Origin of the sequence: Myxococcus sp. AM009, assembly GCF_013372605.1 — a bacterium.
Classification (GTDB): Bacteria; Myxococcota; Myxococcia; order Myxococcales; family Myxococcaceae; genus Myxococcus; species Myxococcus vastator.
This window is the reverse complement of record NZ_JABXEP010000009.1, coordinates 1-17,084: the sequence shown is the minus strand read 5'-3', so window position 1 is coordinate 17,084 and position 17,084 is coordinate 1. Positions and strand designations below refer to the sequence as shown.

General features: G+C 69.4%; 15 protein-coding genes. 10 read left to right on the top strand and 5 right to left on the bottom strand.

The annotated features are described in order from the left end of the window. The first annotated feature begins 251 nt into the window (after positions 1-251). From nadA to HV824_RS37930, 3 genes are all read left to right on the top strand, one after another. Positions 252-1,184, top strand: a complete 933-nt coding sequence (gene nadA / locus HV824_RS04060; protein WP_176415309.1) for a quinolinate synthase NadA — start codon at positions 252-254, stop codon at positions 1,182-1,184. 82 nt (positions 1,185-1,266) lie between these two features. Then, positions 1,267-1,866, top strand: a complete 600-nt coding sequence (locus tag HV824_RS04055; protein WP_176415308.1) for a hypothetical protein — start codon at positions 1,267-1,269, stop codon at positions 1,864-1,866. Positions 1,867-1,992: 126 nt separating this feature from the next. Further along, entirely contained in the window at positions 1,993-2,739 is a 747-nt protein-coding gene (locus HV824_RS37930) for a class I SAM-dependent methyltransferase (RefSeq protein ID WP_176422691.1), read from the top strand. Here HV824_RS37930 and HV824_RS04045 read toward each other — a convergent pair. After that, the gene (locus HV824_RS04045) at positions 2,732-3,100 is read right to left on the bottom strand and encodes a metallothionein (RefSeq protein ID WP_176415306.1); all 369 of its coding nucleotides are present in this window, start codon (positions 3,098-3,100) and stop codon (positions 2,732-2,734) included. The two genes, HV824_RS37930 and HV824_RS04045, sit on opposite strands and share 8 nt — an antisense overlap. 174 nt (positions 3,101-3,274) lie before the next feature. Here HV824_RS04045 and HV824_RS04040 point away from each other — a divergent pair, with 174 nt between their 5' ends. Beyond that, positions 3,275-4,843 (top strand): hypothetical protein, encoded by a 1,569-nt coding sequence (locus HV824_RS04040; RefSeq protein WP_176422690.1) that lies wholly within the window; start codon positions 3,275-3,277, stop codon positions 4,841-4,843. Positions 4,844-4,935: 92 nt separating this feature from the next. After that, entirely contained in the window at positions 4,936-6,132 is a 1,197-nt protein-coding gene (locus HV824_RS04035; RefSeq protein WP_176415304.1) for a hypothetical protein, read from the top strand. A gap of 25 nt (positions 6,133-6,157) precedes the next feature. Here HV824_RS04035 and HV824_RS04030 read toward each other — a convergent pair whose 3' ends face one another. From HV824_RS04030 to HV824_RS04020, 3 genes are all read right to left on the bottom strand, one after another. Beyond that, positions 6,158-6,904, bottom strand: coding sequence for a hypothetical protein (locus HV824_RS04030; RefSeq protein ID WP_176415303.1), 747 nt, complete (start codon positions 6,902-6,904; stop codon positions 6,158-6,160). A gap of 219 nt (positions 6,905-7,123) precedes the next feature. Beyond that, positions 7,124-9,577, bottom strand: a complete 2,454-nt coding sequence (locus HV824_RS04025; protein ID WP_176415302.1) for a serine/threonine protein kinase — start codon at positions 9,575-9,577, stop codon at positions 7,124-7,126. A gap of 198 nt (positions 9,578-9,775) precedes the next feature. Then, positions 9,776-10,879 carry a hypothetical protein gene (locus tag HV824_RS04020; protein WP_255207748.1) on the bottom strand — a complete coding sequence of 368 codons (1,104 nt, stop codon included), beginning with the start codon at positions 10,877-10,879 and terminating at the stop codon, positions 9,776-9,778. Positions 10,880-11,271: 392 nt separating this feature from the next. On the opposite strand from HV824_RS04020, the gene HV824_RS04015 reads away from it, so the two are divergent. From HV824_RS04015 to HV824_RS04000, 4 genes are all read left to right on the top strand, one after another. Continuing rightward, entirely contained in the window at positions 11,272-13,098 is a 1,827-nt protein-coding gene (locus tag HV824_RS04015; RefSeq protein ID WP_176415300.1) for an Ig-like domain-containing protein, read from the top strand. Between the two features lie 34 nt (positions 13,099-13,132). Next, positions 13,133-13,954, top strand: coding sequence for a glycerophosphodiester phosphodiesterase (locus tag HV824_RS04010; RefSeq protein WP_176422689.1), 822 nt, complete (start codon positions 13,133-13,135; stop codon positions 13,952-13,954). Positions 13,955-13,965: 11 nt separating this feature from the next. Continuing rightward, positions 13,966-14,703: a deoxynucleoside kinase gene (locus HV824_RS04005; protein ID WP_176415298.1), complete on the top strand. Its 738-nt coding sequence runs from the start codon at positions 13,966-13,968 to the stop codon at positions 14,701-14,703. A 125-nt stretch (positions 14,704-14,828) separates the two neighbouring features. After that, entirely contained in the window at positions 14,829-15,347 is a 519-nt protein-coding gene (locus HV824_RS04000; RefSeq protein WP_163784836.1) for an acyl-CoA thioesterase, read from the top strand. A gap of 78 nt (positions 15,348-15,425) precedes the next feature. Here HV824_RS04000 and HV824_RS03995 read toward each other — a convergent pair whose 3' ends face one another. Then, positions 15,426-15,815: an iron-sulfur cluster assembly accessory protein gene (locus tag HV824_RS03995; RefSeq protein WP_163784835.1), complete on the bottom strand. Its 390-nt coding sequence runs from the start codon at positions 15,813-15,815 to the stop codon at positions 15,426-15,428. Between the two features lie 81 nt (positions 15,816-15,896). Between HV824_RS03995 and moeB the strand changes: the two genes are divergently transcribed. Then, complete coding sequence (gene moeB / locus HV824_RS03990) at positions 15,897-17,063, top strand: molybdopterin-synthase adenylyltransferase MoeB (protein ID WP_176422688.1); 1,167 nt, start codon at positions 15,897-15,899, stop codon at positions 17,061-17,063. Positions 17,064-17,084 lie beyond the last annotated feature (21 nt).

Sequence of the window (17,084 nt, the reverse complement as noted above, 5' to 3'; positions counted from 1 at the left end):
CGCCCGCTCACATTCCCCCCGTGGTTCGAAGTTCCCAGATGCAATGGCCGAACCGCATGCGCGGCGTCCGGCCCGGCTCACCATCTTACCGGACCTCATGGGGAAGGGAGTGCCCCAGCATGAGGACAGGGCGGATGTTGGAAAAGGGCCGCCCGCTTGATTCGCGACCACCCGGGCATGAATGAAGTGGGGCAAACCGCACCCTGGCCGGCACTTCCAGTCCCGGTTAAATGTGGGACTCGGGAGGTGCCATGGGCGCCGAAGTCGACTACGCGAAGGAAATCCAGGAGTTCAAGCGTTCCATGAACGCAGTCATCCTGGCGCACTATTACCAGGAGAGCGAAGTTCAGGACCTCGCGGATTTCGTGGGCGACAGCCTGGCACTGGCGCAGGCCGCGGCGCGCACGAAGGCAGACGTCATCGTCTTCTGTGGCGTCCATTTCATGGCGGAGACGGCGAAAATCCTCAACCCGTCCCGGCAGGTGCTGCTGCCGGACCTCAAGGCGGGCTGCTCGCTGTCGGACCGGTGCCCGCCGGGGGCCTTCAAGGCGTTCAAGGACAAACACCCGAACGCCTTCGTGGTGAGCTACGTCAACAGCTCCGCCGCGGTGAAGGCCATGAGCGACGTCATCTGCACGTCGTCCAACGCGGTGAAAATCGTGAACCAGGTGCCGAAGGACCGGCAGATTCTCTTCGCGCCGGACCAGCACCTGGGCCGCTACGTGATGAAGCAGACGGGCCGCGACATGGTGCTGTGGCCGGGCAGTTGCATCGTCCACGAAATCTTCAGCGAGAAGAAGCTGGTGCAGCTGAAGGTGGAGTACCCGGAGGCGGAAGTGGTGGCCCACCCCGAGTGTGAGCAGGCGGTGCTGCGCCACGCGGACTTCATTGGCTCCACCAAGGCGATTCTGGATTACGCGGTGCGTAGCCCGAAGCGGCAGTTCATCGTGGTGACGGAGGCGGGCATCATCCACCAGATGAAGCGGGCCGCGCCGGACAAGACGTTCATCCCCGCGCCGCCGGACAACGGCTGCGCGTGCAACGAGTGCCCGTACATGCGGCTGAACACGCTGGAGAAACTCTGGCGGTGCATGAAGGAGCGCACGCCCGAGCTGACCATGCCCGAGGACCTGCGCGAGGGTGCTCGCGCGCCGCTGCAACGCATGCTGGACTGGTCTCAGTAGACAGTCCGTGGATAACCCGCGGCAGCGGACATTTGCCAACTCGCGTCTTGCACCCCACGAAGCACAATGCGATGGAGCCACCGTGGCCTTCCGATTCCTCGCAGTCCCCGCGCACCGACTGGTGAACTTCCCCCAGGCGTTGCCGGACGATGAGCGCCTCGAGCCGGAGCTGCCTCCGGTCCATGAGGCGGTGGAGCGTGCGCTCACCGGCGCTGAGTTCCGAGACACGCGCGCCAAGGACAGGCTGCGCACCTTGTTGCAGGGGGACCGGCCCCCGTCGCTGGGCGCGCCCGAGGCGGGCTACGGCCCGTCCGCCGTCTTCGCGCAACCTCCCCAGGACCTCCCGGCGCTGCTGCGGCTGGCGGACGAGTTGGAGAACCTGGCGCGCCGCGAGGCGGGTGAGCGCGCCCTGGTGTGGAAGTGCGGAGACTGCGGCGCCCGGTACGCGGTGCCGGTGGCCCTGGTGCGTCAGGTGTCCATCCGCTGCGAGCGCTGCGGCACGCCGGTGGAGCTGGCGGCCACGCGCAGCCTGGGCGAAGAGTCCCTCATCGACCCGTTCCTGGGCGCGGTGAATCACAGCCGCCGGGAGCTGGCCGCCTTCTTCCGCGAGGCCATGGCCCGCGGCTGGCCGGTGCTGGTGGCCGAGGACAAGCGCGTGCCACGCACGCAGCCCTCGGCCTGACGGCGTCCGGCGGAAAACAGGTTCTCGCGCCGCACGGGGGACGGTACCCTTGCCGGCCCCATGCGGCGCGCGCTCGTTCCTCTCCTGCGGTGTCCCCGGTGCCGGCGTGGCGCCCTCCAGCCGGAGGTGGACGCCCCGGTACTCTTCTTCGGTCCGCTGCGCTGCCAGACGTGCGGCGCCAGCCACCCGGTGGCCGAGGGCGTCGCCGACCTGGTGGTGGACCCCGCCGCGTCCGGCCCGCTGCAGCGCGGCATGGAGCAGCGCTGGGTGGCGCGCTCCTATGAGCGCTACATGCGCCCCGTGCTCCAGCGCGCCCTCACCCGTCAGCCGCTGGATGGCGACAGCGAGTTCGTCCTCTACCGCAGCCTCCTGGGCACCCCCGGAGGCCCCGTGCTGGACGTGGGCTGCGGCACGGGACAGCTCGCGCGGCGGCTGGCGCATGAGCCCGACGCGCCGCCCGTGGCCGCGCTCGACGTGTCCCGCGCCATGCTGGAAGAAGGCGTGGCCCAGGTGCGCGAGGCCGGCGTCGCCGTGGACTTCCTGCGCGCCGAAGCCCCCTACCTCCCCTTCCAGGACGGGGTGCTGGGCGCGGTGTTGATGAGTGACGCGCTGCCCTTCGTCGCGGACCTGCCCCGGATGATGATGGAGGTCCACCGCGTGCTGCGGCCCGGAGGCCGCTGGGTGGCCAGCACCTACGCGTCGCCGGGAGCGCCCCGGGCACTGCTCCACCGCGGCGTGGGCCTGCATCCACGGGGGGAGGCCGAATTGCGCCGGGAGGCCGCGGCGGCCGGCTTCGTGCGCTTCGAGCGCGTGGCCCTGCCGTCGCTGCTGGTGGTGAAGGCGGAGAAGGGCTCCGCCCAGACGCCTAGATGAAGATGCCCGCGGACGCGTCGTAGCGCGCCTCGTCGAGCTTCAGGTTCGCGGGCTGGCCGCGCAGCGCGTCCATCACCCGCCGCTTCGGCTTCTTGCACTTGCCGCAATCGCACGAGCCCTTCTTGCACGTGCAGTCCGCCTTGCTGCCGCACTGGCACTTGGCGGCCATGAGCGAGTCCAGCACATCCAACGGGCGCTCCACGCCGCGGGTGGAGGGCTCGGCGTCCGACGGCGTGGCCTTCGCGGGCGTCACTTCCGGGGCAGGACGCCGGTGGGCCTCGCAGGCCTCCGCCGCGCCCGGTGCCAGGAGCAGGCCGCTGGCCATCAGCCCTCCGGCCACCCACGTTCCGATGCGCGTCATGGTGCTCTCCTCGGGGCGCTCCAGGCGCCCCTGCTCGACTGGCGCCTATACCGCAGCCCTCCCTGCCTGCCAAGGCCGACAGCCATACCTTTGTCTACCTGGGACACAGGCGCTGGCCGGGCTGCACGGGCGGCTCGCCGTGCAGGGAGGCGCCGCGTACAGTCCGCGCCTTCCGTGACGCCCCGACACTCCCGCCTCGTCCATGCCGCCGCGCTCGTCCTGGGGGTGCTCCCCCTGTGGGTGTCGCGCCACCTGCCCCTGGTGGACCTGCCCCAGCACCTGTACCTCATCTCCGTCCTGCACCGGCTGGATGACCCCACCACGCTGTACCCGCAGCTGTTCGCCGCGCGTCACGCGCTGACGCCGTACCTGGGCTACTACTACCTGGTCAGCGGCCTCAACTGGCTGCTGCCGCTGGAGCTGGCCAACCGCGTCTTCCTCTCCGCCTACGTGGTGGGGCTGCCGCTCAGCCTCGGCTTCCTGCTGCGCAGCCTGGGCCGGCCCACCTGGCCTGCCCTGCTGGCGCTGCCCTTCGCCTACGGCGACAGCTTCAACTGGGGCTTCATCAACTACTGCGCCGCGCTGCCGCTGACGCTGCTGTGCTGCGGCCTCTTCGTGCGCACGCTGGAGGACACGCCTCGCCGCCGGACGTGGGGCGGCGGGCTGGCGGTGTGCCTGGTCGCGGTGCTCCTCTTCCACGTGCAGGCCTTCGGGTTCCTCGCCTTCGGGCTGCCCTGGCTGCTGCTCACCACGCGCGTGCCCGAGGACGCACAAGCCCGTGGGCTCGCCGCGCGGCTGCGGCCTCGCGTGCCCGCGCTGCTGGGGGTGGTGCCCGGCGTCGCGCTGTTCCTCGGCTGGGTGGTGCTGCGCTTCGGCGAGCCCGCGGACATCCAGCCCGGGGTGCCCTGGAAGGCGTGGGGCCCCACCTTCTCTCCGCAGAACCTGGCGTGGAAGGCCTTCGAGCAGAACCGCGCCGAGCTCTTCCAGGTGCTCGCCAACACCTTCCGGGACGGCTCGGACCGGTGGGCGCTGTACGCCGTGGGCGCGGTGGCGGTGGCGGGCTGGGCCGCGGGACTGCTGCGGCCAGCGCGCGCCAACACGCAGGGCCTGGTGGCGCGCTCGCGGCTGATGGGGTTGGGGCTGCTGGCCCTGGCGCTCTACTTCCTGCTGCCCTTCGACATCCGCGGCTACGTCTACTACCTCAACACGCGCTACGCGCACCTGGCCGCCGCGCTCCTGGTGGCCACCGTCCCAGCGGCCATTCCCGCGTGGCGGAGGCCCCTGCGCGTCGCCGCCCTGGCGTGCGCGGTGGTGCTGGCCTTCGTCATGGCGCGCGGCTACCGCGCCTTCTCCCGCGAGGCGCAGGCCGAATGGGGGCCGCTGGTGGCCGCCACCGCCCCGCGTCCACGTGTCATGGGGTTGATGTTCGACCCCGGCTCCCGGGTGGTGCGACAGCCCGTCTTCATCCACAGCGCGGCGGTGCTGGCCCGGGCGCGCGGCGGCGTGCCCAACTTCACCTTCGCGTCCACGCCGCACTCCCCGCTGCGCTACACCGGCGAGGAGCCCCCCACCTTCCCCTCCGAGTGGCGGCCGCAGCAGTTGGACTACGCGCGGCAGGGCGTCTGGTACGACCACTTCCTCGTGCGCGGCGCGCCGCCGTCGCGAGTGTTCGGTCCGCGACTCCAGTCCGAGCTGGCCGTGGTGGCGGAGCCAGGCAGGAGCGCGCTGGTGCGCCGGCGCTGAGTCCTCCGGCGCGCCTGGCACTGTGATTTGGTGGGCGCAATGCCCGCGCGGGGCATGCCCCGGGACAGGCGCCGTGCAGTAGAAGGTCCGGTATGCGTTCCTCCTCTTCGGACCCTCGCTCCCTGCTGGACGCCCTGCGCTCCGGCGCGCCGCTGCCCGCCTTTCCCGCCGAAGCGGTGGAGTCCGCCCGCGCCCTGGCACGCGACGTGTCCCAGGCCGCCCTCGCCAGCGTGGAGGCGCTTCCGGAGCCGCTGGCCCTGGCCGTGCTCGAAGCCGCCGTGTCGGACGGGCACACCGCCCTGCCGGAGGCCCTGTCATCCTCGTCGGTGAAGGCCCTGGCCAAGGCCGCGAAGAAGGCGCTGTACCAGCTCCGCTCGCGTGGCGTCGCCGTGGCCGGGCCCGCGCGTGCCGCCCCTGTCGAGCCGGCCCGTACCGCCGCGCCCGAGTCCCTCAACGCGCTGGCCAGCGCCGTCACCGGTGGCGGCGAGCGGGCGCTGGTGCTGGCCCGGGTGCTGCGCGGCGCGGGCGTGGAGGTGGTGCAGATGCAGCTGTCCGACGAGCTCGGCGTGGTGGCGCTCCAGTTGGGGGACAGGAACCGCGCCACCTGGCGGAAGCTGGTGAAGGACGGACTGGCCCACGGCGGCATCGTGGAGCTGCCGCTGGAGCAAGCCGCGGTCCTGCTGGCCGAGGCCGCCGGAACCAACCTGCGCACCCGCACGCCCTTCCCCGACGGACTGGACGTGGTGCTGCGCCACTTCGGCGTCCAGCCGCGGCTGTCCCCCACCGAGCTGCCCCCGCCCGAGCCCGAGGACCTCCGCCGCGCGCTGGAAGCCGACGTCCTCCATGACACCGTGGAGCTGGCCTCGTGGCTGCCTCCGGAGCCCGACATGCGGGCCCTGGTGCAGAAGATGGACGAAGTGGTGCACAGCCCCCTGTCGCTGAGCGACGTGCAGCGCCAGGAGCAGCTCCAGGCGGCGGTGCTCGGCGTGGCGCGGGACTTCTTCACCCCCGAGGTGCGCCAGCGCTATGCGCTGCGGCTGTGGCGGATGGCGGACTACTTCGAGCGGAGCAGCCGCCCACGTGAGGCGGAGCTTGCCCGGGCCGAGGCCCGCCGGCTCTTCCATGGGGCCCAGGAGCCCCTCTCCCGCTTCGCCGAGCGGCTCTTCGAGAAGGTGGTGGCCCTGGTGGCCGCCACTGGGGCGCGGGCCGGCGCGGACACCGGCCCCGTGGAGGCCGCGCCGTCCCCCTCGCTGGAGCGGCGCAGCCCCGGCGGGCTCATCATCCCCTGAGCACAGGGGACCCACGCGCGGCCACTCAGGCCGGCGTCACGCGGGCACGCAGGAGCAGGTCCAGGTTCTCCCGCTCCCACGCGACGGCGCGGGCGTAGTCGTGGAATTGCTTCTCGTGTTCCATCAGCTCGGGAGGGTGGATGCAGCGCCGCCCGTCGTCGCCCTTCCGCGTCCGGTACACGTGGTGGAGCATCTCGTGGAAGACAATCCACTCCACGAAGTAGCGGGGCACCACCGGCTGGTCCAACGCCGGGTGGATGCGGATGACCTTCGAGTCCGCGGAGTAGGAGCCCATCTTGATGCTCTTGCGAGGCCCCTTCACCCGCGGCGCCGGGCCATAGGTGATGGCCGCGTCGATGCGGCCGTCGAAGTAGCGCTCGTTCAGCCGGTCGTAGATGCGCTCCAAATCGTGATGCTGCCCCACGGGCTCCAGCCGGATGCGTTTGCGCATCTGCGCCGGAGACAGGCGCCGGATGTAGACGCGGTTGCGCTCGATGAACTTGTCCAGCAGCACGCTGGCGTCCGGGTCACCCTTGCGCACGAAGCTGGCGAGCGCCTGCACCACGTCGTCCGGAGCGACCAGGAACATGTGGTGCAGCCGAAGCCGCCACATGGCCCGCTGGCGTTGGAACGTCAGCATGGTGTGCGTGTTGTCGTGAATCTCCAGCGCCACCTTCGCGCGCAGGCGCGTGCGCAGCCGCCGTTCGAGCACGCGACGCCAGACCTTCAGGAGCCTGTTGGGCTCGGGGACGAGAGGAACCTGCCGGGCCACCCGGCCGGCCGTGTAACTCCGCTTCCTGATTACGTTTTTCTGACTCTTCGGGCGCGCCATAAGGGTTCCGGATTCTACGGACCCGTCTGACATGTGTAAACGCGCTCGGGAAGGCGAAAACCCTGGAATTCCAACGACTTAAGGACACTCAAGCCCACCAGGTCCCACTTGTCCGCCGCTGGGGGAGGATGCCGCATACCCGTCAACCGCCCGATGTCACTAGCGTCGCCTCTTGCACGGAATCTGCAGGACGAGCGGTCCCTCGCTCGCCGGCTCTATAAGGTAGGGTTTTGTACCCTTTGGCTTCCGACGTCCCGGGCACTGGTACTTCACCCGGATGGGGCCCGCGGGCAGCGAGACGAGGGTGTTGATGGGGAGGCGCTCGCCCCCCTCGCGCCGCAGCACGGTGCGGGCGGGTGCATTGAAGCGGACGCTCACCTGCGTGGGCTCCGCGGCGGCGGTGGGCGGCGCATCCGGTTCGGCGGTTGGGGCCGATGCGGCTCCCGGCTCCGGAGGCTTCGTCGGTTCAGTCGGCGCCGTTGCCTCCGGGCGGCCGTCGTCTTGCGCCACGGCGGGCGCGTTCGTGAGCCTGGCGGCAGGCGGCGACTGTCCCGTGACGGGCCGGACGACAGGCGACGCCGTCCCCTGCTGATCCAGCGCGCCGACCGACAAGTCCCGCGGCGGCTTCGCCGACGCCGCCTGCGCGCCGACCATGAACCACCACATCACGCCCATGCCCAGGGCGAGCAGCCCCACGACGCACGCCACCACCCGCACCACCGGACGCTTGCGCGTGGGCGGCGTGGCCCGCGTGTCGGCTGTGAACTCGCCCGAGTCGCCGCGATAGCCCATGGTGGACTCGTCATCCTCCGGATCATCCCGGAGCGTGGGCCGAGGGTCCGTGTACTCCAGCGAGGAGTGGCTCAGGCCGGTGTCCTGGTAGTCCTCGTCGTCCGCTTCCACGTGCCGGGCGCCTCGGGACGGCGGCGGGCTCCGTGGTGGGGGTGGTCGCTGATTCACCGTGGCGGGGGTCAGGGAGACGGACTGGGAGAGCTCCAGGTCCAGCGAGGACGCGCGGCGCGGAGGCACCGGCGTGATGGAGACGGACGAAGCCGCGTCTTCCTCCGGCGGAGGGGGCCTGCGAGAGGCCGCTACGTGAGAGGGAGAAGACGGGCCCGGGCGACGGGTGCGGGGCGCCTCCGCCACGCGCGCGGGAGGAGGCGCCATGTGCGGCGCGGAGCGGCGAACCGGCGGCGGCGGGGTCGCGGCAGGACGGGATGGAATGCCCTTGGGGCGACTCCGCTGCGGCACGGTGGACTCGCCGTCGCCGATGTCCAGGTCCTCCACCACCAGCGCCGCGGCCCGGTAACCCACGGGCGTGGTGGCGACGGCGGTGGACATTTCCGAATCCTCGTCGTCGTCATCCGCCTGGCGGGCAGGCAGCTCGCGAGGGCGCGCCATCTGCGTGGCGGGCTCGGGCTCGTCGCCGGAGAAGGACACCGGCACCGAGTCCCCAGAGGCGCGGCGAGGCGTGGGCCGGGCCGTGAGGCCAGGCGTGAGCTGCGCGCTGGGCACCGGGGCCAGGTCGGACTCGGGTGTGGTGGAGGACAGCGTGGGGGCTGTGGACTCCAGCACGGACGGGCGCCGCGGCGGCTCTGCGTCCAGGGAGAGCCGGCCCCCCTGCAGCGGCACGGTGGCTTCACGCCGGCCGGGGCCCTTGGCCTCGGGGATGTGGAGGATGGTGCGCTCCTCCTCCTCGCCCAGCAGCCGACAGATGTACTCCGACACGTCCAGGCTCTGCCGGAGGGTGCCGGAGGCGAGGAAGGCCTCCAGCGCGTCGTGCACCTCGGACGCGCGCTGGTAGCGCAGGGCGCGGTCCTTGGTGAGGCAGCGCATGACGATGCGCGAGAGCGCCTGCGGGTAATCGTCGCGCAGCAGGTGCGGCGGCGACGGGTCCTCGTAACGGATGGCGTAGAGGATGCCTTCCGTCGTCGGCTTGGCGAAGGGCTGCCGGCCGGTGGTGATTTCGTACAGCATGGTGCCCAGCGCGAAGATGTCCGCGCGGTGGTCCAGCCGCTCCTGCGACACCTGCTCCGGCGCCAGGTAGAGGAACTTGCCCTTGATGACGCCCGGCTTGCTGCGCTCCATGAACGCGCCCGCCTTGGCGATGCCAAAGTCGACCAGCTTGACGCGCCCGTCGTAGCCGATCATCACGTTCTGAGGGCTGACGTCGCGGTGGATCAACTCCAGCGGGCGCCCATCCACGCCACGGCTGTGGTGCGCGTAGTCCAGGCCGGCGGCCACCTGCCCGCAGATGCGCGCGGCCACGCCATAGGGCACCGTGGCGCCGAACTTGGACTCCTCGGCCATGACGCGCCGCAGGTCCACGCCCTCCACGTACTCCATGGCGATGAAGATGTTGTCGCCCTCCTTCCCCAGTTCGTGCACCTGCACGATGTTGGGGTGGTGGAGCTGCGCGGCGATGCGCGCCTCGTCCAGGAACATCTGGACGAACTCGGGCTCCTCCGAGAGGTAGGGGAGGATCCGCTTGAGCACCACCAGCTCGGGGTCCGGCGGTCGCTGGGACAGGAACAGCTCCGCCATGCCTCCCACGGCGAGCCGCTTGATCAGCAGGTAGTTACCGAACGGAATGGCCGTCTGGGGCGAGCTCACGAAGAAAAGCCGTCTGTCTGAAGGTGAATGGGCTGGACTTTTCCGGAGCTTACCCACAATCACCGGCTCCTGGGAGCCAGGGACCCGCTTCGGTGGGTTCCGGACACCCACCCCGCCTTCCGGGCCCAAAAAGAAGCCGCCCCTCCCCGGGTGGGCGAGGGGCGGCTCGTTACGAACCAGCGATAGGAAGACGGACCGTTACGGCACTTCCGCCGGAGTGACCGTTCCCACCATGTCCGTCGTGCAGTCCGTCGGAATCAGGACGTAGGTGTACGGGTTCGTGGTGCCGGGGACGACGCCGTCCGCGTACTGGTTGCACTGGAAGGCCGTGCCACCATCGCTGGTCGTCGTGGTGCCGCCATCCGTGCATACCACGTTCGAGTACGTGTCCCAAACACCCCGGAGGCCGTTTTCAAACGTCACCGTGCCACCGTCCGCAGCAGCAGCGCGCACGTCGCACCCCTCTACGTTGTAGGTCTTGTAGTTGGCCACGAGGATGCCACCCGTCACCTCGAAGCCCAGGTAGGTGTCGTTCTCCGGCTCGTTCGGGCGCTGCTGCATCGCCGCGGGCGTCGCGTTCGTGATGGTCAGCGGGCCCGGAATGTGGACGCGCGTACCGCCAAGCTCCGGATTGGGAACCGCCACGCCACCCTCCGCGTCGCCGAAGCCTTCCGGCACGGTGTTGTCGGGCAGCGGCTCCCCGGAACCCTTCTTGGTGATGACCAGGTTCCCCGTCGCGCCCGTCACATCCAGCCGGAACGCGCTCTTGATGACCGGACGATAGGCCTCGCGCATGTTGGGGGCATTGTCAGTCGCCTGGGCATTGAACGTGCGGAACAAGCCCTGGACACGCAGCACATCGCCCACGACGGGTCCATATGCCTTGGTCTCGTCCGTGTAGAACTTGTCGACGAAGATACCCTCGGTCGGGAAGCACGAATCCACGACCCAGAACCGTGCAGTGTAGTCGCCTTGGTTGCCGCGCGTCATCTGGCTGACGGCCGTCACGATGACCTCGTCCAGCGTCACCGCCTCGCCACGGGTGCCACTCTCGCGCAGCCGTCCGATGGGGCCCTTGCCTTCGACCGGCTCGGGGCAGATCCGCGGGCCGGCGTCCTCGGGAGGCAGACCCGCGTCCGTCCCCGCGTCGGTGCCCGAATCAGCGCCACAGTTACCGATACAGCCCGCATCCGACGTCGGATCCGGATCGCCATCATCCTCCCGGCCAGAGCAGCCAGCAACGGAAGCCATCGTCGCTGCGGTGATCAGCGCCGCGGCGCCCAGCGTTTTGCGCAGTTCCATGTCTCGAGTCTCCATTCATTTCGGCGCCACGATTCGCGCAACGCCGACGCCTGCCGGCCTGAGGATGGGGCCTTATACCGGCGCCTTACGGGGGCCGGCAAGGAAGGCACCCACGGCACTGGTGACACGTGGGTGAACTCCAGGCACGTGAGTCCCGGATTCCACACTGGGTCCGGATTCGGGCCCGACACTCTCAGGATTCCGAGAAAGACGTCCCCCTGGCTTCTGCCCTCAAAGGAGGTACGAAGTCGTCCGGGCCGCGTCGTGAAGAGGCAACTCTACGATGGCTCTTCAGTCCACCGACCTGGATGGCCCGTCGCCGATTTGGGAAAGGTGCACCAGGTCGGCTCTTGTCTAATGGCCGGGAACGGGGATTGCTGAAGCCCACCCTCATGAGCCTCCGCGCCCTTTTCCCCTACGTCACCCTGACTTCGCTGTTCACTGCCTGCATCAACGTTCCCGACATCGTGGACGCACAACCCGATGCAGGCGACATCACTGAGCCCGATGGCGGCCCGCTCGACGGAGAGGTCACGCTCACGTCCGTCGATGGCGCGACGCACGTTCGAGCCACCGTCACACTCCAGATCAGCACGAGCGTGCAGCAACCCGACGCAGTCGAGCTTTCTGTCGGAAACGAACTGCTGGCTTCATTGCAGCCTCCCTACACGTACACCTGGGACACCACCTCGCTGCCCGAGACGACTCACACGCTGGTTGCCCGAGTCACGAAGGGGGGGCGTATCGCGACGAGCGATGAACGGCGGTTCGTCGTGGATCGCACCCCGCCCACCATCATCTCCAGGGAGCCCGCCCCAGATGACGACGCCGTCGCGGCTGGGAGCCCTATTCGCGTTCGCATTTCGGAGCCTGTGCAGAGCGCGACGCTGACCGGAACATCGGTCCGGCTCCGACTGGGAGGCGTCCTCATCGACCGCACTGTCGAACTCACGGAGGATGAGACCCTCCTGACCATCATCCCCACGGAGACAGGTCCCGTACCGCATGAGTTCGAGTTGGCGCTGGCCGACTCGATTACGGATCTGGCCGGCAACCGGCTTGAGGACTCAGGCAGGACGTGGTCATGGCGCGCTCCGGCATGGCTGAGCGTCGGCCCAACAGCGGGAGTCAGCCCTCCCTGGGCGAGTTCACCCCATCTGCACCTTGCCCCGGGCACCGCTCCGCTCCTGACCTGGAGGAACGCCACAAGCATTTCAGTCCGCAGCTTCCAGGAGGGCAACTGGAACAACCTGGGCGGGGACCTCAACGTACGCGCCAATGACATTGATGTGTTCCCGTCAGCCCCCACGGTCATCAACCACGATGGCACCCCATTCGTGAGCTGGACCGAGGAGGAAATTGGCGGAGGCACCGCCTATGTCCGCGCCTGGGTTACCAGCGATTGGCAGTCCGTTGGCGACGCAGTGGACGGGGCGGGCAAGCCAGATCTCCATTTCGGCACCGAGTCGTCTCCGTGGCTCACAGTCATCCAAGACGGTCCGGAGCAGGGAGCAACGAGCATCCGCGTTCGTCGGCAGAACGGTGCGCAGTGGGAGAACGTCGGCGGCGCGTTCCGGGCAGTCACGGCCGAGCTCGGTCGCGTCAGCGACGTGTCCCTGAGATTCCACGCCGCCGTGCCCTACATTGCCTGGTCCGAGTTCGAACTGAACGAGCAGAACCACCCCATCAACGGCCGCGTTCACGTGTGGCGGCGAGTGTCCAATGAGTGGGTACCACTGGGCTCCGCCCTCAAGACTCATTCGTCCGATACCAGTGCGAGCCAGGTGGACATGAACCTGGATGGAAACGGCCATCCGCTGGTCGTCTGGTCAGAGACAACCCCGAACGGGCCAACGGGTACTGCAGCCAACGTCTACGTCTCAAGATGGGACGGCAGTCAGTGGGTTTCTCTGGGAAGCGGCTTGAGCGCCACCCCTGGAAACACCCCCGCGGACCATCCGTCCCTGGCTATGGCTCCCGACGGCACACCGATGGTGGCCTGGAGAGAGAGCGACGGCGCGACGAACCGCGTCCACGTCCGCCAGTGGGCAGGCTTCGAATGGAGGGCCCTCCATGGCTCCAGCAACGTTCTGCCGGACGCCACGAGCGTGGGCAGCCTGAATCTCCAGGTGGACGCGGACGGTATCCCCTGGGTCGCGTGTGAGGCCACGGCCGAAGATGGGCATCCACGAATCTTCGTCTACCGCTTCAACCGTTAGCCAGCCCCATGCCGCCAGTCGCTACACTGGCGGCATGGCATCCTCTCCCCTCCCCTTCCTCCGCGGCCTGCGGCCCACGCTGCACATCGCCCACCGTGGGGGCGCGGCCGTGGCGCCGGAGAACACGCTGGCGGCCTTCCGGCAGGCCGTGGAGCGCTACCGCACGGACATGCTGGAGCTCGACGTCCACCTCACCCGGGATGGGGAGCTTGTCGTCGCCCACGACGCCACGCTTGAGCGCTGCACGGACGGCACCGGCCCCCTGGCCGCGCTCACGCTGGCCGAACTCCAGCGGCTGGACGCGGGCTTCCACTTCACGCCCGATGAAGGCCGCACCTTCCCGTTCCGAGGCCAGGGCGTGCGCATCCCCAGCCTCCGCGAGCTGCTGCGCGCCTTCCCCGACCTGCGCCTCAACGTGGAGCTCAAGCCGGATGTCCCTGGCATCGAGGACACCTTCGCCCAGGTGCTTCAAGAAGGAGGGGCCCTGGAGCGCGTGTGCATGGGCAGTGAGCTGGACACCGTGGCCGAGCGGCTGGCCGCGCGCCTTCCCTCCGCCTGTCACTTCTATCCCCGCGATGCGCTCGCGGCGTTCGTCATCGCCCTGCGTGGCGGGGATACGCCGCCGGAGGATCCGCGCTACACCGTGCTCGACATGCCGCTCTACTTCGGTGAGGTCCGGCTGGTGGACACGGACTTCCTCCGGCAGTGCGCGGCCCGGGGCAAGTGGGTCAACGTCTGGACGGTGGATGACCCAGGGGAGATACGGCAGCTCCTGACGGAAGGCGTCGGCGGCATCATGACCGACCGGCCGGACGTCCTGAGGCAGATCATGGACGCTCCCTCGAAGCCGGGCTAAGCCCCGGATTCATGCCTCGCACCCCCGCTCGCACGCGCTCGAAGCCCGCCCAGGCCGCCCCTGCCCAGGAAGAGGCCCCCTCGGCCCCTCCGCGCTCCCGCAACACGATGCGCGTCAAGGTGCCCAAGGCGCGGCGCTTCGTGGCGCTGGCGGGCAACATCGGCGCGGGCAAGACGACGGCGGCGAAGATGATCAGCCAGGCCTTCGGCTACGAGCTGTTCGACGAGCCCGTCATCGACAACCGCTTCCTGCGTGACTACTACGCGGACATGACTCGCTGGTCCTTCACGCTCCAGCTCGAGTTCCTCATCCGGCGCGTCGAACACCACGAGCTCATCCATTCGTACCGTCGCAGCTGCGTGCAGGACCGCACGCTGTACGAGGACCCGGAAATCTTCGCCAAGTACCTCCACGGCCTGGGGCACCTGACGGACGCGGAGCTGGACCTGTACTACGAGTACTTCCAGCGGCTGTCGCGCCACATCATCCGGCCCGACAAGGTCATCTGCTTCGAGGTCGGCAGCGTGGACGTGCTCCTCCAGCGCATCCGCACCCGAGGCCGTGAGGAGGAGAAGGGCATCCGCCACCAGTTCCTCCGGGGCCTCAACGGCTACTACGCCAGCTTCCCCCAGGTGCTGCAGGAGAAGTACAGCGTGGACTGCCTCACCCTCGACGTGTCGAAGCAGGACATCCGGCGCGGCCGGGGGCGCGAGGAGTTCCTCGACCGCGTCTCCACCTTCCTGGCCTGAGCGGCGCGCCCGCGTCTGTCACCTGCACGGACATTGTCTGGCCCATCGCGTCAGCGCTTGGGATATCCACCGGATGAACCGGCGCGGCCCCGCCGCAGGCTCCGTCCGACAACCCAAGGTGCGAGATGACCGACCCGAGCGCGAAGAATCCGAAGGACACGGAGGTGGTGATGACTCAGCTCATCCTGCCTCCGGACGCCAACAACCTGGATGCCGCCTTCGGCGGCAAGGTGATGCAGTGGATTGACGTCTGCGGGGCCGTGGCCGCGCAGCGCCACTGCCGGCAGGTCGTGGTGACGGCCTCCATGGATGATTTGCACTTCCACGCCCCCATCAAGGTGGGCTGGATCGCCCTGCTGCACGGCAGGGTGCTGGCCGCCTTCCGCACCTCCATGGAGGTGGGCGTCACGGTGCACGCGGAGAACCCGCTCACCGGCGAGCGACACCTCACCACCAGCGCGCTGCTGACCTTCGTGGCCCTCGACAAGGCCGGCAAGCGCGTCCCGGTGCCGCCCCTGCTGATGGAGACAGACGCGGACCGCGCCGCCTTCCAGGAGGCCCAGGCCCGCCGGACGCTGCGGCTGGCCCGGCAGAAGGAGAACCAGTCCTGGCTGAAGGTGATGACGCCCATCGCGGGCGCCTGACGCACGAAGGCCGGGCGAGGCATCCGCCCCGGCCCGGCCTTCCCTCCCGCGTCAGGGGCGTTACCGCGGTGGCTCGGCTCAGGTCGTGAACGACGTGCCGCAGCCGCAGGAGGACTTCGCGTTCGGGTTGTTGAACTTGAAGCCCGAACCGGTGATGGCGGAGACGTAGTCAATCTCCGTGCCCGCGAGGTACTGGCTGCTCATCGGGTCGGAGGCAATCTGCACGCCGTCCTGCTCCCAGACGGCGTCACCAGCCTTGGACTCCTTGACCAGGTTCAGGTCGTAGCCCAGGCCGCTGCAGCCGGCGGGCACGACGCGGATGGAGAAGAAGTAGCCCTCGAAGCCTTGGGCCTTGATGACGCTCTTCACCTGCTGGATGGCGGCGTCCGTCAGGCGCACGGCCACCGGAGTGGCCTGGGAAGCCGGCGAGGCGGCGGGGGCGGCGGAAGTCGTGGGGGTGCTGTCCATGTCCATGTCTCCTCTGGAGGACTTATAACGCCCGGGCCCGGAAAAGCCATGGGCCCAGCCCCTGGGTTATATGCATCCGACATGGCTCGGACCTTCCAGACGCTGCTGGCCGGAGTGAAACAAGAGATTCGCGAGGTCTCCGTGGAGGACGTGAAGCGGCTGCTGGATGCCCGGGCCTCCGTGCGGCTGCTGGACGTCCGGGAGGCGGACGAATACGCAGGTGGCCGGCTGCCCGGCGCCCTACACATTCCAAGGGGTTACCTGGAGCTACGCGTCGAAAGTCAGGTCCAGCGTGACGAGGAGTTGGTCGTCTACTGCGCCGGTGGCACCCGCTCCGCCCTGGCCGCCAAGACGCTGAAGGAGCTGGGGTACGAGCGGGTGGCCTCCCTGGCCGGCGGCTACAACCGGTGGAGTGACGCCGCCCTCCCGGTAGAGAAGCCCTTTGTCCTCACCGCCGAGCAGAAGGAGCGTTACCGTCGCCACCTGAGCCTCCCCGAGGTGGGCGAGGCGGGACAGGCGAAGCTGCTCCAGGCCCGCGTCCTGCTGCTGGGCGCCGGCGGACTGGGCTCGCCGGCGGCGCTGTACCTCGCCGCCGCCGGGGTGGGCACGCTGGGCATCGTCGACTCGGACGTGGTCGACCTGAGCAACCTCCAGCGGCAGGTCATCCACACCCGCGAGCGCCAGGGCCAACCCAAGGTGGCCAGCGCCCGGGCCGCGATTGAAGCCCTCAACCCGGACGTGGAGGTGGTGGGTTTCGAGGAGCGGCTCACCTCGCACAACGTGCTGAAGATTCTGGAGCGCTTCGACCTGGTGCTCGACGGCGGGGACAACTTCCCCACGCGATACCTGCTCAACGACGCGTGCGTCATGCTCGGCAAGCCCAACGTCCACGGCTCCATCTTCCGCTTCGAGGGTCAGGTGACGTCGTTCGTCCCCGGCCAGGGCCCCTGCTACCGCTGCCTCTACCCCGCCCCGCCGCCGCCCGAGTTGGCGCCCTCGTGCGCGGAGGCCGGCGTCCTGGGCGTACTGCCCGGACTCATTGGCCTGCTCCAGGCCACCGAGGCGCTCAAGCTCATCCTTGGCCAAGGTGAACCCCTGGTGGGACGGCTGCTCACCTTCGACGCGCTGGGCACCCGCTTCCAGGAGCTCAAGCTGCGCCGGGACACGCAATGCCCCGTATGCGCGCCGGGCGCGACGGTGGAGCTCATCGACTACGAGCGTTTCTGCGCCGCCCCCACGCCCGCCTGAGGTGCCCACACGCCATGCCCA